The sequence below is a fragment of the Streptomyces sp. NPDC057702 genome (assembly GCF_042799315.1).
In the GTDB taxonomy this organism is placed as follows: domain Bacteria; phylum Actinomycetota; class Actinomycetes; order Streptomycetales; family Streptomycetaceae; genus Streptomyces.
The window spans coordinates 102,878-120,423 of record NZ_JBHVJC010000013.1 but is presented as its reverse complement, the minus strand read 5'-3'; the positions used below and the strand labels follow the sequence as shown (position 1 = coordinate 120,423).

Sequence of the window (17,546 nt, the reverse complement as noted above, 5' to 3'; positions counted from 1 at the left end):
TCGGTCGCGTACGCCTGAGCCCTGGCGCCACCTCGGCTCGCCCTCGATCGCATACGCCTGAGCCCTCGCACCCCCCTGGCTCACCCCCTCCGGCCACGTACGCCTGAGCCCTCGCGCCGCCTCGGCCCGACCCGGGCCCGGCCCCGTATCGCCCGTGCCGTCGCCCGTGCGCCCCCGCGCCCGTCTACCGTGGCTCGCGCCGCGCGGTGGGGGCGGGCGGGCCCGGGTCCGTCGCACGGGCCTGGTCGAGGTGGAGCCGGGCGGTCCGGCCGCGCGGGGTGGGGGTCATCAGCTGGTTGCCGACCCTGTGTCGCCCGTGCGGCGCCAGCCCGGAGCGGGGCGGTCGGCCCCGGGGTGCCGGGCGAAGGGGCGCCCGAGGGTGCGCCCCGGCCGGTTCCAGGCGAACCGGAAGCCCGCCCGGAAGACGGTGGGGATGCTGTTGGGCGCCGGTGAGCACGTCAGTCGTGGGACCCGGCTGGCGGGCGGGCGCGGTCACCGGGAGCGGTCGGGCTCGGCGACGCAGGCGCGGTGCGCGTCGTCGGAGGGCGCGCGGATGGTCACGGGCGCGGCGGGGCCGTGGCCCACCTCGGCGACCAGGTCGGTCGGTACGTCGAAGGGGGCGGGGAGGGCCGCCCCGTGCTCCAGGTCGGCGCGCTGGCGCAGGCGCTCGGCCACCGCGGCCCCGTGCGGGCCCCGACGGCCGGCGCACAGCGCCGCGCTCCGGTCCTCGACGCCGTGCGTCAGGTGCGACAGCGGCCACGGCGGCGAGGTGCCGATCCGTCGGACGCGGCCGATCCGCCGCCCCGTCGGTCCGGTGCGGCGGATCGGTGCGGCGGGCGCGGGGGTCAGCAGCCGTTGAGGATGCGACCGAGGGCGCTCTTCTCGGCGCTGTCCACGGACAGGCCGTAGTGGTGCTTGACCGAGACCCACATACGGGCGTAGGTGCAGTGGTAGCTCTTGGTGGGCGGCAGCCACTTGCCCGGGTCCTTGTCACCCTTGGCCTGGTTGACGTTGTCGGTCACGGCGATGAGCTGCGAGCGGGTGAGGTCGTTGGCGAAGCCCTCGCGCCGGGAGTTGGTCCAGCTGTTGGCGCCCGACTTCCACGCCTCCGACAGCGGCACCACGTGGTCGATGTCCACGTCGGAGGCCGCGCTCCAGGTCGCCCCGTCGTACGGCGAGAACCAGGTGCCCTTGACGGCGGCGCAACTGCTGTTCTGTTCCACGTTCCTGCCGTCGCGCTTCAGGACGACCTCACGCGTGTTGCAGGCGCCGCTCTGGGTGCTCCAGTGCGGGAACTTGTCCCGGCTGTAGCCGCTGGAGGAGCCCTCGGTCTTGACGGTGAGCTGCGCGAGGTAGGTGCGCGCGGTACCGGCGCTCGGCGGGGTGGGCGGGGCGGCCTGCGCGCTCGGGCCGCTCAGCACCAGCGTGCCGACCAGCGTGGCGAGGCCGCCGACGGCGGTGGCGCGACGCGCGTAGATGCTGCGGCGTGACGAGGTCGTGTCCGTACGGGACATGGCGAACTCCCTCTGCGGTGGGGGGATGCGGGCGCTGTGGCCCGGACATGGTCTCGGCGCCGGGTTTCCGTGGGGTGGGCGCCAGGTAACAGAGTGACGACGCGGTCATGTCAAAGCAAGGGGGTACGCCCCCTCGGCGCGTCCCACGCACCAGCCATGGCCAGTACTTTGACGCCTCGTAAGGTGATGCCGTGCCTGCCACCACGACGCTCGCGGGCGCCACCCTGCTGCCCGCCAGCCCCGCTCTCGGGGTGCTGCTGCTCGTCCTGCTGCTGGCCGCCGCCACCGTCGGCGCGCTCGCCCACCTCACCCACGGGACCGGTCGGCCGGGCGGCGGGGGGCCGGCGGGGCCGGGCGCGGGCGGCCACGCGCGCGCCGTGCTGACCGCCGGGCTGCGCGCCGTCGTGCAACTGGCCGCCGTCAGTGTGCTGATCGGCTGGGTGGTACGCGCCGTGCCGCTGCTGCTGACCTTCGTCGCCGTGATGTTCGCGGTCGCCGTGCGGACCGCCGGCCGCCGCATCACCCCGGGGCGCTCCTGGTGGTGGGCCGCGCTGCCGATCGCCGCCGGGGTCGGGCCGGTGGTGGCCGCGCTGCTGCTGACCGGGCTGGTGCCGCTCCGGGGTATCGCCCTGATCCCGATCACCGGCATCCTCATCGGCGGCGCGCTCACCGCGACGGTGCTCGGCGGCCGGCGCGCCCTGGACGAGCTGGCCGCGCGACGGGGCGAGGTGGAGGCCGGGCTCGCGCTGGGGCTGCCGGCGCGCGAGGCCCGCCTGGAGATCGCCCGGCCGGCCGCCGCCGACGCGCTGCTGCCGGGTCTGGACCAGACCCGCACCGTGGGCCTGGTCACACTGCCCGGCGCCTTCGTCGGCATGCTGCTGGGCGGCGCCTCGCCGGTGCGGGCCGGGGCGGTGCAGGTGTTCGTGCTGGTGGCGCTGATGGCGGTGCAGGTGGTGGCGGTCGCGGTGGTGCTGGAGCTGGTCGCCAGGGGACGTCTGCACCGCCGCGCGGACCCTGGCGTATCCTCGACGGCAGCAGAAGGGGAGTAGCTCTTCGCCGGACCGTCGACATACTGCTCACCCGCCTCCCGGCGCACCACGCCACGGGGGTGGGGGGAGCCGGCGCCCGGAGGCCGGTGGGCACGGATCGGGCACATCTAGGCGATGTGCCGAGTCGTTCCGTACGCACCCACCGTGCCAGCGAGACCTTCGGCCGCAGTGTCCGACGCTGCCGTGCCGAAGCGATCCCTCCCCCAGGGCCTCTCCGGTGCGGCTTCCCGACCGAATGAGGGACCCAGCCCCGTGTTCAGCCTCACCGTCGCCGCCGTGACCTTCGGCGTCGTCTTCCTGGCCGAGTTGCCCGACAAGACCGCCCTGGCCGGTCTGATGCTCGGCGCCCGCTACCGCGCCTCCTACGTCTTCGCCGGCGTCGCCGCCGCGTTCGCCGTCCACGTCGCGCTGGCCATCGCCGCCGGCAGCGTGCTCACCCTGCTGCCGCAGCGGCTGCTCCAGGCGATCGTCGGGGTGCTCTTCCTGGCGGGCGCGGCGATGCTGCTGCTGAAGAAGGACGAGGGTGACGAGGAGATCGCCAAGCCCGCCGACCAGAGCTTCTGGAAGGTCGCCGGCAGCGGCTTCACGCTCATCCTGGTCGCCGAGTTCGGCGACCTGACCCAGATCATGACGGCCAACCTCGCCGCCCGCTACGACAGCCCGCTCTCCGTCGGCGTCGGCGCCGTCCTGGCCCTGTGGGCGGTGGCGGGCATCGGCATCGTCGGCGGCCGGACGCTCATGAAGTACGTGCCCCTGCGCCTGATCACCAAGATCGGCGCCTGCGTGATGCTGGTCCTGGCCGCGTTCAGCCTGTACGAGGCGATCGCCGGCTGACCCGCCCCCGCCGGCCCCTCGCGCTCCGTCCGCTTTCCCCGGCCCCCGCCCCGCCCCCTCCCGCGCCGCGCACGGCGTGGCACCGCAGGAGCGGGGGCGGGCGCGTCCGCCCGTCAGCGGTACGGGGTGGCGCGCGGCACGGCCGCGCGGGCGCGGGGCGCGCGCCGCGCCGGGGGTACGCACCGGTGCGCCGCGGGCGCGTAGGGACGTACCTGCTCGGGTTCGGTCGTCCACTCGACGCCGCCCCGCTCCGGCCGGATGAACACCAGGAACGTCGTACGCCGGGTCGTCGGCGAGGTGTAGGGGCCGGCGTCGGTCAGGACCCCGGTACGGCCGGTGGCCAGGTCCTCCACCGCGTCGCCGATCGCCGCGATCGCCTCCTCCTCGGTCACTTGCCCCACCGCCCGTTGGCGATCGCGATCCGCGCGCTCAGCCGCTCGCGCGGGGTGGGCGACCGCAGCGCGGCGCAGTCCGTCTCCCACACGTCGCCGCCGGTCAGCGAGCGCAACGCGACGCGACGCGCGCCGTGCCGCAGGACGACGCCCAGCCGGCCCGAGGCCGTGTCGATGACCCACTCCCCGCTGGTCGGCCCGCGATCGGGCGGCGCGACCCACGGGCCACCGGGCCCACCCAGCGCTGCGGGAGGCTTCCCCATGGAGGTCATCGTGTGCGTATCCCTTCCCGAGGTGTGGGCACCGGTGCGCCCGCGTGCGGACCAGCCCAGGGTGGGGCAACGGGAGGCACGCGGCGGGGACGGCGGGATGCGCGGCGCGTCAGGTAGGAAATCAGCCTGTACCACCCCGGGCGGCGCGCGTTGACGCGGCGGGGCGGCGCGGGGTGGCGGGTCGGCGCGGGGGCGTGCGCCGCGACGGCGGCCCCATGCGGAGCGCCGGGTCCGTACGGGGCCGTCGTGGGGTGGTGCGGGGCCGGTGCGCCGGCGGTCGGGTCAGGGGGTGATGTGCAGGGCCAGACCGCCGGCCGGCAGGGCCTCGACGCGGACCTGGGTGAGGTCGCGGACATGGGCGGTGGGGGCGTGCGCCGCCGCGCGGGGGCCGACGCCGACCACACGCATGCCGGCCGCGCGGGCCGCCGCTATGCCCACCTCGGAGTCCTCGAAGGCGACACAGTCGGCGGGCGCGAAACCCAACTCCGCCGCGCCCTTGAGGAACCCCTCCGGGTCGGGCTTGCTCGCGCTCACGGACTCGGCGGTGATCCGCGTCCCGGGCATCGGCAGCCCGGCGGCGTCCATGCGCACCCGGGACAGGCCACGGTCGGCCGAGGTCACCAGGGCGTGCGGCAGCCCCGCCAGGGACGCCAGGAACTCCGGCGCGCCCGGCACCGGCACCACGCCCGTCACGTCGGAGGTCTCCCAGGCGAGCATCCGCGCGTTGTCGGCGAGGTTCTCCTCGTGCGGGCGGTCCGGGAGGAGCACGGCCATGGTGGCGTGGCCCTGCCGCCCGTGCACGACCTGGATCACGCTGTCACCATCCAGGCCGTGGTCGGCGGCCCAGCGCCGCCAGCAGCGCTCCACGACGGCGTCGGAATTGACGAGCGTCCCGTCCATGTCGAGGAGCAGCGCCTTGACGGCGCCGAGGGTCTGGGACGTGCTCGTGGGAGCCATGGGGCCACTCCTGGGCTCGACGGGGGTGCGCGGTGCGGGGTGTGCGGTGCGCGAGGAATAGGGAAGCGGGGTGAGGCGAGGGGTGGGAGGGGGCGAGGCGGTGGGGTGTGCGGGAAAGCAGTCCCGCTCGCGGTCAGGGAGGCGAGCGGAACCACTTTGTTCCCCAAACATACAAAGAGACGCCGTCCGACGCCAGCGCCTTCGGCCGCGACCCGGTGAACACCTCATATCCGGCGTGTGAAGGGCCCGCGCACCGGCCCCCACCCGAGCCCGCCGACGGCCCGCCCGCACCCCCACCCACCACCGGCGCTCCGCCCCGTCAGGCGCGGGCGCGGCGCGGCGCGGGGCGGTGGACGAGGGCGGCCCCCGGTCCGGTCGCCGAGCGGGCTCGGGTCACCGGCGGGGGCCTGGGGCGGAGGGCGAGGGGTCAGGGCTGGTCGGTGCGGGCTTCCAGGAAGTCGCGGGTGTGGTGGCCGTAGACGCCCTCGGGGTCCCCGGTGAGGTTGTGCCGGCGCTGGTAGGTGCCGACCGCGTTGGTCACGCTCGTGTCGTACTGGCCGTCCGCCGTCCCGGCGTACGTCCAGGTCTGCCGCAGCCGATCCTGGAGTTCGGCGACCTCGGGGCCGCTGTCGCCCTCGCGCAGGACGGGCGGGCCCGCCGGTGTCGTCGGCCGTGGCGGGTCGGCGGGCGGGGTGGTCGCGGGGGTGGGCTCCTGGCTGGGACCCTGGCTCGCCCGGGTCGCCGAGGGGCGTGCCGAGGTGGGGGAGGGCGAGGGGGTGTCGCTCGCGCTGGGGCTCGGGCTGGCCGAAGGCGACGCCGACGCCGACGGGCTCGCGCCGCCCGAGCGGGAGGCGGAGGGCGAGGGGGACGGGGCGCCGCTGGACGACGGGCTCGCCTCCTCGGTCATGTCGCCGTCCCAGGTGGGCAGGTCGGACGAGGCCGGCTGGCGCTCGTCGGACACCGCGCGCTCGTCCTCGCGTCCGCCGTCGCCGCCACCGTCCAGCAGCCCGGTGCCGACGGCGACGGCGCACACCAGGGCGACGAAGGCCGCCGCCAGCGCGATCGCCAGCGGGCGCCGCCGGCGGTGCCCGGCCGGCTCCGGTCTCGGCGCGACCCCTGGGCCCTCGTCCGGGCCGCCCGCGTCCTGGCCGGCGCCGGTCGCGGCGCCCGGCGTACCGTCCGCGTCGCCCGCCCCGGGTCCGGCCGACGGGTCGTCGTCGAACAGCCGCAGGTCATCGGGGTTGGGGCCCGGGTCGACCGCGCCGAAGGCGGCGGTCGTGGCCCGGTCGTCGGATATCTGGGGCAGTGCGGCGGTCGCCTCGGCGTCCGGTCCCTGGAGCCCGCGCGCCGCGCAGGCGCAGCCGGGGCGACCGTCCGCGCGTGGCGGTGCGAAGCAGTGCGGGCAGAGTTCTCCCGTCACGGTGTTCCCTCCCTCGGAGTTCGCTGGCGATTATGCAGACCAAACACGTGTTCGCGCAGGCGGATGGCCCGGTGGGCGCGGCGCCCAGCAGGCCGTACCCGGGCAAACAGGTGAGGATGGGGTGGAGAGGCTGACCGCCGTCGGCGGATCAGCGGTCGCGCAGCCGGACCCCGAGGAGGCGCCATGGCCGAGGACGCCCGCCCGCCCGATCCCGGGCCCAGCGGGCCCGCCGCCTCCGGCCCCGCCACCGCGCACCGTCACCCCGGCCACGACCACGAGCGGCGCGCCGTGCTGGTCGCGATCGGCGCGCTGCTGCTGGGCATGCTGCTGGCCGCGCTCGACCAGACGATCGTCTCGACGGCCCTGCCCACCATCGTCAGCGACCTCGGCGGCCTGGACCACCTGTCCTGGGTGGTGACCGCGTACCTCCTCGCCGCGACCGCCGCGACACCGCTGTGGGGCAAACTCGGCGACCAGTACGGGCGCAAGGGCCTCTACCAGATCGCCATCGCCGTCTTCCTGGTCGGCTCGGCCCTGTGCGGCGTCGCCCAGAACATGCCCCAGCTCATCGGCTTCCGCGCGGTCCAGGGGCTGGGCGGCGGCGGGCTGATCGTGCTGTCCATGGCGATCGTCGGTGACCTCGTGCCGCCCCGCGAACGGGGCCGCTACCAGGGCCTGTTCGGCGCCGTCTTCGGAGCCACCAGCGTGCTCGGGCCGCTGCTCGGCGGCCTGTTCGTGGACCATCTGAGCTGGCGCTGGGTCTTCTACGTCAACCTGCCGGTCGGCGTCGTGGCGCTGCTGGCGATCGCCACCGCGCTGCACATCCCGCGCCACCGCACCCGGCACACCATCGACTACCTGGGCACCTTCCTCATCGCGGCCGTCGCCGCCTGCCTGGTCCTGCTCACCTCGCTCGGCGGGGTCAGCTACGACTGGGACTCCTGGCAGATCACCGGGCTCGGCGTGCTGGCCGTCGTGCTGCTGACGGAGTTCGTCCGGGTGGAGCGGCGCGCGGCGGAGCCCGTACTGCCGCTGCGGCTCTTCCGTGGCCGCACCTTCGCGCTCTGCTCGGCCATCGGCTTCGTCGTCGGCTTCGCGATGTTCGGCAGCATGACCTACCTGCCGACCTTCCTCCAGGTCGTCCAGGGCGTCTCGCCGACGATGTCCGGCGTGCACATGCTGCCCATGGTGCTCGGGCTCCTCATCGCCTCCACGGCCTCCGGGCAGATCGTCAGCCGCACCGGCCGCTACCGCGTCTTCCCCCTCGCCGGCACCGCCGTCACCGCGCTGGGCCTGCTCCTGCTCCACCAGCTCGACCGGCACAGCGGCGTGGTCGAGATGAGCGCGTACTTCTTCGTCTTCGGATTCGGGCTCGGGCTGGTCATGCAGGTCCTGGTGCTGATCGTGCAGAACGCCGTGGACTACGCGGACCTGGGCGTGGCCACCTCGGGCGCCACGTTCTTCCGCTCCATCGGCGCCTCGTTCGGCGTCTCCCTCTTCGGCACGGTCTTCGCCAACAAGCTCGGCTCCCGCATCACCGACGCCCTCGCCGGGCAGCGGCTGCCGCCCGGCGTCGACCCGGACTCGCTCAGCGCCGACCCGCGCGCGGTCAGCCAGCTCCCGCCCGCCGAACGGGGCGGCGTACTGGACGCGTACGCCACCTCCATCACGGACGTGTTCCTGTACGCGGTGCCGCTGGTGCTGCTCGCGCTGGTGCTCGCCTGGTTCCTGCGCGAGGAGCCGTTGCGCGGTTCGGTGACCGCCCCGGAGGCCAGCGAAGTGCTGGCCAGCAACCCGGTCGAGCGCACCTCGCGCGACGAGGTGGCCCGCGCGCTGTCCACCCTCGGCAGTCGCGAGGGCCGCAAGCACGTCTACGTCACCATCGCCGAGCGTGCCGGCGTCGAGCTGCGGCCGGCCGCCTGCTGGCTGCTGCTGCGGATCAACCAGCAGGGCCTGGTGGAACCCGCGCTGCTGGCCGAGCGCGCCGACCTGCCGCTCGGGGTGGTCACCGAGGCCGCCCGGCAGCTTGAGGAGCGGCATCTCGCGGTTCGCGAGGGGCTGGAGCTGGTGCTGACCGCACGGGGCCGCGAGGTCGCCGCGCGGCTGGTGCGGGCCCGCGAGGAGTCGCTGGCCGCGCTCCTGGGCGACTGGTGGGGCCCACACCGCCCGACAGACCTGGTGGCGCTGGTCCGCGAGCTGACGGGGGAGCTGTGCGGCTCCGACGGCGAACGCCCGCACAACGGCGACGCCTATCGCCCCCGGACCGGCGTGCGCCGTCGCGTGGTGTGAGCGGATGGCCCGCCCGGCGCGCTCGCCGGGGCGCTCCCGGGCGGCGCCGGCTGACGGAGCGGGGTGGTCGGCCAAAGGGGCGGGGCGGACAGCGGTGGGCCCACGGCGAGGGCCGACGGCTCAGGCCAGGTCTTTGGTGAACCAGCGCTCGGCGTACGGGTCCTCGTTGTAGCGCTCGGACTCGACGTACCCGTGCCGCGCGTACAGTGCCCGCGCCTCGACCAGGTCGTCGCGGGTGTCCAGGATGACGCGCCGGGCGCCCAGCTCCCGGGCGGCGGTGTGGGCGGCGGCCAGCAGCGCGGCGCCGCCGCCGGTGCCGCGCTCGGCGGGGCGTACGTAGAGCCGCTTGAGTTCGGCGGTGTCCGCGTCGTACAGCCGCACCCCCGCGCAGCCCGCCGGCTCGCCCCCGTACCGCCCGACCAGGAACACCGCGTGCGGCGGGACGAGGTCGTCGCTGTGGTGCTCCAGGAGACCCGACTCGATCTCCTCGGCGGTCGAGGGCCGGCCCTCGTGGAGCAGGTAGTAGCGGTCGCTCACCTCGGTGAAGTACGCGCGCAGCAGCGTGGCCGAGTCCGCCGCGTGCACGGCGCGCGCGGTGACCTCCCACGTCGGTCGGGGGGCGGGGGCAGCGGTCATGCGGGCCATTGTGAGCACCCGGCGCGCGATGTCGCAGCGGGTTTTCCCGGCACCCGGGCCGCGCGCCGCCCGGCCCGGTCGCCGGAGCGGGGCCTCAGCCCCTGGGTGCGGCCTGCTGGACGACCTCGAAGGACCACAGCGTGGAACCGGAGGCGGCCGGCTTCGGTCGCTCGCCGCCCTCGCCGCCGTGGCTGGCCTTCATGGTGCCCTCCATCCACGCCGTGAAGTCCTCCTCGCTGCGCCATCGGGTGTAGACGAGGTACTGATCGGTGCCCTCGACCGGGCGCAGCAGCTCGAACCACTCGAAGCCGTCGGAGTTCTCCACGGCACCGGCCCGGGCGGCGAAGCGCTTCTCAAGGGTTTCCCGCTGCTCGACGGGAACGGTCAGGACGTTGATCTTGACGACGCTCACAGGACACCTCTCACACCCGGAGGCCACCACGCGGTGACCTCGCCTCGATCTTGTGGGAGCAGTCTCCTACATCGCCCCGGGCGCCCCGGCGGCCGGCCGGCGGCGCGCTCGGTGGCGGCCCGGCGGCTACTTCGGCAGCTCGACGGTGAAGGAGGGTGCCTCGCCCCGGGCGTTGGCGTCGTAGTAGTGGACGAGCCCGCCCCGCCGCACGACGTCGAGCACCAGCCGGCCCGTCACGGACTGCCCGGGCCGGTACGTCGTGTCCAGTTGCTGCCCCTGGCCGACGCCCTCCAGCGTGGTGGCGTCCTGCGCGGCCGTCCGGGCGTCCTCCCACTTCATCATCCCGTACGCGGCGAAGTCGGCCGGTGCCTTGCCGACGTTGGCCACGGTGAGGGTGAGCGAGACGTACTGCCCCTTCTCGGGCTCGTTCGTCGTGTCCACCTGCGCCGGGCTCACGTACTCCGCGCCGACCACGGTGACCTTCATCGTCGAGGTGACCTCGAAGTCCTCGCCGTACTCGTCGGTCTCCCCGACCTCGTACGTGCCCGACTCACCGACCGCCAGCGCCGGGGCCGTAGGCGCGGGCGCGGCGGACGCCGTCCGCTCCTCGGGGACGTCCAGCGAGTCGTCGTCGGCCGCGCCGGTGGTGCCCTCGCCGTGCGCGGACGCGGATATCGCCTCCTTCGACGGGGCCGGGCCGCTGGCCCCGTCGTCGCCACCGTCGTCGGAGCAGCCGGCGAGTACGGCCCCCAGCAGCGCCGCGGACGTCAGGACAGCAAGGGCGCGGGACACGCGCATGGGGACCCCCCGGGAACCACGAGCGGCCCGAGCGCCGCTGGTGCGGGGCTCAGTATGCACCGAAGTGCACGGGTAGGACCCTCCTGTGCCGGGGCGGCGACGGCGGCCCGGGGACCCCGTGCCGGCGCCCCCGACGCCCTACGTCGGGGGCGAAAAGCGGGTGCGACGGCCCGGCCCGCCGTGCCACGCTCCCCACCGGCGCCGGCCCGCGCCCGGCCTCGGCGCGCGGCAGGCCGGTCGCCGCCCTGGGCGGTCGCCGGCCGGCCCCGCCGTCCCGACCGGAGGAGCCCGCGTGTCCACCACCCCGCCACCCGTGTCCGACCTCTTCTCGCGGGGGCGGCTGACCGCCATCCCGCGCCGGGCCGCGCGCCGCGAACAACTCCTGCGACATCTGACCGAGACGCTGTTCCAGCCGGCCCGCGCCTACCGGGAGCCGGAGGTGAACGCGGCCCTGCGCACGGTGCACGACGACTGCGCGGCCCTGCGCCGCTACCTGGTCACCGACGGCTGGCTCACGCGCACCCCGGACGGCGGCAGCTACCGCAGGTCGCGCTGAGCGCGTGCCCCGCCCGGCCCCGGCCCCGCCCGACGACCCCCGCGAGCGCCACGGAGCGCGACCGGCCGCGCCCGCCCGCCGCGGCACGCGCCCCGTGCGCGTCCGCGCGCTGGCGGTGCGCGGACCCGGCCCGCGCGACGCGCTAGCCGTGCGGGCGCAACCCCCGGACGACCTTGTCCACGCTCGCGCGGGGGCCGCGCACCGCCAGGCCCGCCAGGTCCAGCTCCGCCGCCGGAACGGCACGCACCGCGGCCCGGTTGTCCTCGTCGTTGTCCGTGCCGAACAGCTCCACCGGGAACAGCGCCGTGGCCACGCCCCGGGTGAGGGCTCGTGTGTGCGTACGGGACAGGGCCGGGGCGGGAGCCGCGTAGACGAGGACGGGTTCGCGGAACATCGGCGGGTAGCCGTTGCCCGAGCCGTCCTCGTACGGCTCGCCGACGACGTCGTCAGCGGCGTGAGCGATGCCACTGGAGAGGAAGGCGGCCACGTTCAGCTTCTGCCAGACGGCGAGGTCCTCCCGGACGATCACCGCGATCTTGGTGTCAAAGCGCATGTCAGCAGGGTGTCGGCGCGCGCGGGCCGCCGTCTTGGACGCTGGTGCGCCCCCGCCGCGCCCCCACCGTCGTACGCCGTGCGGCGCCCGCTCGCGGAGCGGCGGCGCCGAAGGTCGCGGCACAATGACGTGATGGAGACGGCGAGGTCGACGGCGGCACGGGCGCGGCAGCGCGCCCGCCACCGGTGCCGCGACCCCGGCCCCCTGGCGCGCGCCCCCGGGCCCGCCGCGCGCCCGCCGGCCGGCGGGCCGCCCCGGCGACCCAGTGGCGAGACGACGTACGGGAAAGTGGTGAAATTACTCCCGGCGACGTAGGCGCACAGGGGCGGTTACCCGGCGAACGGCGGACGGCTCACAGGCAACCGGCAGTGGCACTCAGGCGACGCGAGGGTTTTTCGCGTCTTTTCTGTGGGCTCAGTAAGTCTCGAACATTGGATGCGAGTGACACGGCGAGTGGGGGAGCAGCGGGGCGTGACGGACGTGGAGCGGAGTGGACTGGGCAGATCCCCAGGCGGGCGGTCGACTCCGACCGTCCGGTCGCGGACGGGCATGGCGCTCGCCGCACTGTGGGTGCTGGCCGGTCTGCTGGCCGCCCGCCAGGCGGCGGCGGTCCTGCGCCTGCCGCCCGACCAGCGCCTGACCGACCTGGAGACCTGGATCGGCGAGCGGGGCGTCCTGCACGTGCGCGGCTCGCTCTACGACACCGACGCCTTCACCGGGACCCCCTTCGCCGGCCTCGTCCTCAAGCCCCTGACCCGGGCCGCCGAGCAGAGCCTGGGCGTCGCCTGGACGTTCGGGACGCTGGGGCTGGTCGTCGTCCTGGGCCTGGTCGCCGCCCGCTCCCTGCCGGGCCCCGTCTCCCGGCGTACCGCGCTGCTCGCCGCCCCGGTCGCCATCAGCCTGATCGTCCTCTCGCTGCCGGTACGCAACGCCTTCACGCTCGGCCAGGCCAGCATCATCCCCGTCCTGCTGGTGCTGCTGACGCTGCTACCCAAGACCTCCGCCCGCCAGTCGGCCCTGCTCATCGGCGTCGCCGCGGCGCTCCAGCCGGCCCTGCTGCTCTTCGCCGGGCTGTTGTGGCTCACCGGTCGTCGCCGGGTCGCCGCGCTCACCGGCGCCACCTTCGCCGCCTGCTCGGCGCTGGCCTGGGCCGTGATGCCGCACGACTCGTGGACGTACTGGGTACACCACGTCGGCGGCGCGGGCCTGGGTGACAACGCGGCCAGCCTCGCCAACCAGTCCCTGCACGGCCTGTTGCTGCGCGCCGGGCTGCGCGGCCCGCTGGAGCTGGCCCTGCTGGCCGTGCTCGCCGCCGCGGTGATCTGGGTGGGCCTGCGCCGCGCCGCGCACTACGCCCGCGACGGGCAGGTGCTGTTGGCCGCCGCCATCACCGGCTGCGTCGCGCTGGCCGTCTCGCCCACCTCCTGGCAGCACCAGCTCCTGTGGATCCTGCTGGCCGTCGTCGGCCGCGTGGGCAGGCGGCAGGCCGACCGGCTGGTGTGGCCGGTGCTCGTGGTGCTGGTCATGACGCTGAACCGCACCGCCCTGATGCCGGCCGGCGTACGGGGGCTCGGCTTCGTCGGCGACAACGCGCAGCTCCTGGCCGCGCTGGCCGCCGCCTGTCTGGTGCCCTTCCTCGCGCGCAGCGCCCCGGAGTGGAACAGCCCGCTGCCGACGCCGAACGCCGAGCCCGCGCGCACCCGGTACTCCTGGGTGCCGCTGCTGGCGTTCTGGCGGCGCCCGCTGTCCCGGCCCAACCTGCTCCTGGAACTGATGCTCATCCGCGTCGGCTACTGGGGCTACTCGTTCATCCGAGGCCACGCGCCCGACGAGCGGAGCCTGGCCGAGGGGCACGGCCGGCAGATCCTCGACATCGAGAGCTGGCTGCACATCGACGTGGAGTACTGGTTCAACCACTTCGTGGCCGACACGCCGTGGCTCGAAGCGAGCATGAACTACTACTACTCGACCTTCCACTTCCTGGTGCCACTGGCACTGCTGGCCTGGCTCTACGTCTGCCGCCCGGCCACCTACCGCTGGGCGCGCACCCCGCTGGCCTTCGCCACGCTGATCGCGCTGATCGGCTTCTGGCTCTACCCGCTGGCCCCGCCGCGCCTGATGGACATGGGCTACATCGACACCGCGCACGGCCCGCAGGACCTGAACGACCCCGACTTCGGCGCGCTGACCAAGCTGTCCAACCAGTACGCGGCGATGCCCTCGCTGCACGTCGGCTGGTCGCTGTGGTGCGGCGTGGTGCTGTTGCTGGTGGCGCCGAAGATGTGGATGAAGGTGGCGGGGCTGCTGTACCCCGTGCTGACCACGGCGGTCATCGTCGGCACCGCCAACCACTACCTGCTGGACGCGGTGGGCGGCGCGGCCGTCGTCGCGGCCGGCTTCGGCCTCCAGTACGTGCTGACCGGCGCGGGCCGCCCGCCCGTCGAGGAACCCACGTCCGTGGACGTCCGCGGCAAGGCGACCGCGTTCTGGTCCGGCCTGCGGGCCAGGATGCCCGGCGCGAACCCGACGCTCCCGGCCGCCGTGCCGACGACCACTCCAGCCGACTCTCCGACGGCGGCGCGCACACCGGCGGCGGCGACACCGGCCACGGGCGGGGCGGCCGGCGCCTCCCCGGACACCTCGCGGGCGGCCTCCCCGCCCGCCGCATCCGACGCCGACCCGGACGACCGCCCGGCCCCCGCCGACGCGGCCCGGTAGGCACCGGGCGCGCCGGGGCCTGTGCCGACGGGCCCGATGACGGGCGGCCCGCTCCCACGCGCCGGCCGGGCCTCCGGTGGGCGAGACCTCACCAGGAGCCGGGCGCGAGCCGGCGTCGCGGGTCAGCGTCGGGAGCCGGGCGCGGGTCGGTGTCGGTGGCCGGAGGCGTCAGGGCGTGTTCCGTGGGGGGACGGGTGGCGCTGTCGGCGGGGCGCCCGGCCCGTTCGGGCCCCGGTCGCCGTGGCCCGGCCACCACGCCGTGTGGCCGATCAGCGCCGTCAGGCTCGGTGTGAAGATCATGGCCATGATGAACGCCGCCACCGCGATGCCGAACGACAGCGCGAAGCCCATCTGGGAGAGGGTGGCGTTGCCCGCGAGCATCAGCGTCGCGAACGTGCCGGCCAGGATGACGCCGGCGGCGGCGATGGTCGGCCCGGAGTGGCGCACGGCGGTGCCCGCCGCGTCGCGCGGGTCCCGCCCCTCGCGTGCCTCCTCGCGTAGCCGCGAGACCATCAGGATGTTGTAGTCGGTGCCCAGCGCCACCACGAACAGGTACATGATCACCGGCAGCATGAACATCAGCCCCGGCTGGGTGCCGATCCGCTGGAAGAGGATCGACGTCGCGCCGAGGGTGGCGCCGAACCCGAGCGCGACCGAGACCATCAGGTACCAGGGCGCCACCAGGCTGCGTAGCAGCAGCCCCAGGATGATCATGATGCAGAGCGCGGCGACCGGGAAGACCACGGCGTAGTCGCGGTCCACGGCCCGGTTGATGTCCACGTACACCGCCGTGATGCCACCCACCAGGGCCCGGGTGTCCCGTGGTGCCGCCTCGTCGGCCGTCGGGCGCAGCCCGTCGCGCACCGTGTTCAGGGCCGCGTCGGAGGCGGGCGGGTCCGCGAGCACGACCTCGTACGCGGCGGTCCGCCCGTCCTCGCTGAGCTTCGCCGGGTCGACCGAGCCCACGCCGTCCACCTGTCGCAGCCGGCCGCGGAAGGCGTTCACGTCGGCGCGCTCCAGCCGGCCGCCGCCGGTGGAGTCCAGGTAGACGGAGGTCGGGTCGGTGGTCCCGGCCGGGAAGCCCTTCTCCATGTCGCGCTGCGCGACCATGGACTCCTTCGTCTTGGGCAGCGAGGAGCCCGCGAGGTCGAAGTTGGCCCGGTAGCCGAGCGCGCCCGCCGTCAGCGCCCCCATGAACACGGCGGAGACCAGGGCCCACACCGCCGGCCGGCGGGCGAGCGCCGCGCCGAAGCGGGCGAAGCCGGCGCCGGAGGGCTCGGCCTGCCACGAGCGCGAGGGCCAGAACACCCGGGTGCCCAGCAGGGAGACCACCGCGGGCACCAGCGTCAGGCCGGCGAGCAGGGTGACGAAGACGGCGATGGCCAGCGCCGGGCCCATCGACTTGAGCATGCCGAGCGTGGACAGCGCGAGCGCGGCGAACGCGACGATCACGGCCCCGGCCGCCGAGGCGATGGCCTCGCCGACCCGTTCCACGGCGTGCACCATCGCGCTCTTGGCGTCCTCGCCGCCGCGCACCGCCTCGCGGTAGCGGAAGAGCAGGAAGAGGATGTAGTCGGTGCCGACGCCGAAGAGCACGACGGTGAGCAGTTCCTGGATGGACCGGTCGGCCTTCATGTCGAAGACGTCGTTGGCGCTGGCGATCAGGCCGGTGGCCATCGGCGAGATGAGGCCGATGAGCACCACGGGCAGCAGCGCGATGATCGGGCTGCGGAAGATGGCCAGCAGCAGGACGACGATGATGACGATGGTGCCGACGGCCACCAGGGTGCCGGCCCGGTCGGAGGACTCGCGCTCGTCCAGGGCCTGCGCGGCCGAGCCGGTGACGCCGGCCTTGAGGTCGGTGCTCGCCAGCGCCCCCGGCAGGTCGTCGCGGAGCGTCTGGACCGCGTCCTGCTGCGCGGTGTCCTCCGGGTTGGTCAGCTTGGGCATGGCCACGATCGCGGTCTGCACCCGCTTGTTGGGCGAGGTCGGGGTCGCGCTGACGTCCTGGACCTCGGGGATCTTCCGCCCGGCCAGGTCGGCGCAGATCCGTCGTACGTCGGCGGAGTCCGCCGAGGTCAACCGGGCGCCGTCGGAGCGCTGGAAGACGATGATCGCGCCGATGTTCTGCTGCTGGGGGAACTGCTCCTCCTGGAGGTCCATGGCCTTGATGGACGCGTACCCCGAGGGCAGGAAGCTGGCCTCGTCGCTGGTGGCGGTGAGTTTGGGGGCGAACGAGAGGACGGCCGCCGCCGCCAGGACCCAGGCGGCGATGACCCACCACGGTCGTCGCACCACGAACCGGCCCAGAGCTGCGAACATGCCTGCCCTCCCGCTCGCCCCCGATCGGATCGTCGCGTTCAGCCAGCATCCGCCGCCGCGTCGCCGCGCGCATCTCGACGGCGTACGGGCCACCGCCGCGCGGGGCCGGCGGGCGGGCGCGGGCGGCGCGGGACCCGGCGGGCGGGCCAAGGGCGCCCGGCGGTGGCGCGTCGGCCGGCGGGCCCGGGGGCGGTCAGGCGGGGTGGCGGTCGTTGAGGAGGCGCTGGAAGAGGACGTGGTCCTGCCAGGCACCGTCGATGTGCAGATAGCGCTCCGCCGTGCCGAACCGTACGAACCCGCACTTGGCCAGGACGCGCTGCGAGCGCACGTTGTGCGTCAGGGTGCCGGCCTGGACGCGGTGCAGCCCCAGGTCCCGGTCGGCGATCTGGCACACGGCCCGCGCGGTGGCGGTGGCCAGGCCCCGGCCGACGTGGCCGGCGGCGATCCAGTAGCCGAGGGAGGCGCTCTGGAAGGGGCCGCGCACGATGCCCGACAGCGTCGCCGCGCCGGCGATCTCGTCGCCGTCGACCAGCACCCAGGCCGCCACGCGCCCGGCGCGCCGCTCCGCCGCCTGCTCGCGCAGCCGCGCCCGCTGGCCCTCGGTGGTGAAGAAGTCCTCGGTACGCCGCGGCTCCCAGGGCCGCAGGTGCTCGCGGCTGGCGCGGTACGCGGCGGCCAGCGCCGCGGCGTCGGACTCGGCGGCGGGGCGTATCAGCAGGCCGTCGACGAGCGGGGTGGCCCCGGTGAGCGAGGCGGGGGTGGGGGTAGCGACCATGGCGTCACCGTAGGCCACGGCCGCCTCGCCGAGCACGGGAGTTATGGCG

General features: G+C 75.2%; 17 protein-coding genes. 5 read left to right on the top strand and 12 right to left on the bottom strand.

Annotated features, from left to right (window positions below; genetic code table 11):
- Positions 1 to 492: 492 nt before the first annotated feature.
- Both ACFVFR_RS12245 and ACFVFR_RS12240 read right to left on the bottom strand, forming a co-directional pair.
- Complete coding sequence (locus ACFVFR_RS12245; protein WP_383700184.1) at positions 493 to 675, bottom strand: hypothetical protein; 183 nt, start codon at positions 673 to 675, stop codon at positions 493 to 495.
- 170 nt (positions 676 to 845) lie between these two features.
- Positions 846 to 1,514 carry a DUF1524 domain-containing protein gene (locus tag ACFVFR_RS12240; protein ID WP_383700182.1) on the bottom strand — a complete coding sequence of 223 codons (669 nt, stop codon included), beginning with the start codon at positions 1,512 to 1,514 and terminating at the stop codon, positions 846 to 848.
- Between the two features lie 191 nt (positions 1,515 to 1,705).
- On the opposite strand from ACFVFR_RS12240, the gene ACFVFR_RS12235 reads away from it, so the two are divergent.
- A complete protein-coding gene (locus tag ACFVFR_RS12235; protein WP_383700180.1) occupies positions 1,706 to 2,563 on the top strand; it encodes an ABC transporter permease in 858 nt (285 codons plus the stop codon).
- Between the two features lie 252 nt (positions 2,564 to 2,815).
- Positions 2,816 to 3,397: a TMEM165/GDT1 family protein gene (locus ACFVFR_RS12230; protein WP_383700178.1), complete on the top strand. Its 582-nt coding sequence runs from the start codon at positions 2,816 to 2,818 to the stop codon at positions 3,395 to 3,397.
- Positions 3,398 to 3,510: 113 nt separating this feature from the next.
- Here ACFVFR_RS12230 and ACFVFR_RS12225 read toward each other — a convergent pair whose 3' ends face one another.
- The 4 genes from ACFVFR_RS12225 to ACFVFR_RS12210 all read right to left on the bottom strand — a co-directional run bounded on the left by ACFVFR_RS12225 (position 3,511) and on the right by ACFVFR_RS12210 (position 6,438).
- The gene (locus ACFVFR_RS12225; protein WP_383700176.1) at positions 3,511 to 3,789 is read right to left on the bottom strand and encodes a hypothetical protein; all 279 of its coding nucleotides are present in this window, start codon (positions 3,787 to 3,789) and stop codon (positions 3,511 to 3,513) included.
- Positions 3,786 to 4,052 carry a hypothetical protein gene (locus ACFVFR_RS12220; protein ID WP_383700174.1) on the bottom strand — a complete coding sequence of 89 codons (267 nt, stop codon included), beginning with the start codon at positions 4,050 to 4,052 and terminating at the stop codon, positions 3,786 to 3,788. The genes ACFVFR_RS12225 and ACFVFR_RS12220 overlap by 4 nt, the downstream gene beginning before the upstream one ends.
- 291 nt (positions 4,053 to 4,343) lie before the next feature.
- A complete protein-coding gene (locus tag ACFVFR_RS12215; protein WP_383700172.1) occupies positions 4,344 to 5,018 on the bottom strand; it encodes an HAD-IA family hydrolase in 675 nt (224 codons plus the stop codon).
- Between the two features lie 427 nt (positions 5,019 to 5,445).
- Positions 5,446 to 6,438, bottom strand: coding sequence for a peptidoglycan-binding protein (locus tag ACFVFR_RS12210; RefSeq protein ID WP_383700170.1), 993 nt, complete (start codon positions 6,436 to 6,438; stop codon positions 5,446 to 5,448).
- Between the two features lie 183 nt (positions 6,439 to 6,621).
- On the opposite strand from ACFVFR_RS12210, the gene ACFVFR_RS12205 reads away from it, so the two are divergent.
- Positions 6,622 to 8,727 (top strand): DHA2 family efflux MFS transporter permease subunit, encoded by a 2,106-nt coding sequence (locus tag ACFVFR_RS12205; RefSeq protein ID WP_383700168.1) that lies wholly within the window; start codon positions 6,622 to 6,624, stop codon positions 8,725 to 8,727.
- A gap of 120 nt (positions 8,728 to 8,847) precedes the next feature.
- On the opposite strand, the gene ACFVFR_RS12200 is transcribed toward ACFVFR_RS12205, so the two are convergent.
- The 3 genes from ACFVFR_RS12200 to ACFVFR_RS12190 all read right to left on the bottom strand — a co-directional run bounded on the left by ACFVFR_RS12200 (position 8,848) and on the right by ACFVFR_RS12190 (position 10,573).
- Positions 8,848 to 9,363 carry a GNAT family N-acetyltransferase gene (locus ACFVFR_RS12200; RefSeq protein ID WP_383700166.1) on the bottom strand — a complete coding sequence of 172 codons (516 nt, stop codon included), beginning with the start codon at positions 9,361 to 9,363 and terminating at the stop codon, positions 8,848 to 8,850.
- A 94-nt stretch (positions 9,364 to 9,457) separates the two neighbouring features.
- Positions 9,458 to 9,775 carry an antibiotic biosynthesis monooxygenase family protein gene (locus ACFVFR_RS12195; RefSeq protein WP_383700163.1) on the bottom strand — a complete coding sequence of 106 codons (318 nt, stop codon included), beginning with the start codon at positions 9,773 to 9,775 and terminating at the stop codon, positions 9,458 to 9,460.
- Positions 9,776 to 9,901: 126 nt separating this feature from the next.
- The gene (locus tag ACFVFR_RS12190; protein ID WP_383700161.1) at positions 9,902 to 10,573 is read right to left on the bottom strand and encodes a DUF4352 domain-containing protein; all 672 of its coding nucleotides are present in this window, start codon (positions 10,571 to 10,573) and stop codon (positions 9,902 to 9,904) included.
- 292 nt (positions 10,574 to 10,865) lie between these two features.
- Here ACFVFR_RS12190 and ACFVFR_RS12185 point away from each other — a divergent pair, with 292 nt between their 5' ends.
- A complete protein-coding gene (locus tag ACFVFR_RS12185) occupies positions 10,866 to 11,129 on the top strand; it encodes a DUF2087 domain-containing protein (RefSeq protein ID WP_383700159.1) in 264 nt (87 codons plus the stop codon).
- A gap of 142 nt (positions 11,130 to 11,271) precedes the next feature.
- On the opposite strand, the gene ACFVFR_RS12180 is transcribed toward ACFVFR_RS12185, so the two are convergent.
- Positions 11,272 to 11,682: a DUF2000 family protein gene (locus ACFVFR_RS12180; protein ID WP_383700157.1), complete on the bottom strand. Its 411-nt coding sequence runs from the start codon at positions 11,680 to 11,682 to the stop codon at positions 11,272 to 11,274.
- 549 nt (positions 11,683 to 12,231) lie between these two features.
- On the opposite strand from ACFVFR_RS12180, the gene ACFVFR_RS12175 reads away from it, so the two are divergent.
- The gene (locus ACFVFR_RS12175) at positions 12,232 to 14,400 is read left to right on the top strand and encodes a bifunctional glycosyltransferase 87/phosphatase PAP2 family protein (protein WP_383700155.1); all 2,169 of its coding nucleotides are present in this window, start codon (positions 12,232 to 12,234) and stop codon (positions 14,398 to 14,400) included.
- A gap of 168 nt (positions 14,401 to 14,568) precedes the next feature.
- Here the strand turns inward: ACFVFR_RS12175 and ACFVFR_RS12170 are convergent, their stop codons facing one another.
- Both ACFVFR_RS12170 and ACFVFR_RS12165 read right to left on the bottom strand, forming a co-directional pair.
- A complete protein-coding gene (locus ACFVFR_RS12170; protein ID WP_383700154.1) occupies positions 14,569 to 16,722 on the bottom strand; it encodes an MMPL family transporter in 2,154 nt (717 codons plus the stop codon).
- Between the two features lie 193 nt (positions 16,723 to 16,915).
- The gene (locus tag ACFVFR_RS12165) at positions 16,916 to 17,497 is read right to left on the bottom strand and encodes a GNAT family N-acetyltransferase (RefSeq protein WP_383700153.1); all 582 of its coding nucleotides are present in this window, start codon (positions 17,495 to 17,497) and stop codon (positions 16,916 to 16,918) included.
- Between the last annotated feature and the right edge of the window lie 49 nt (positions 17,498 to 17,546).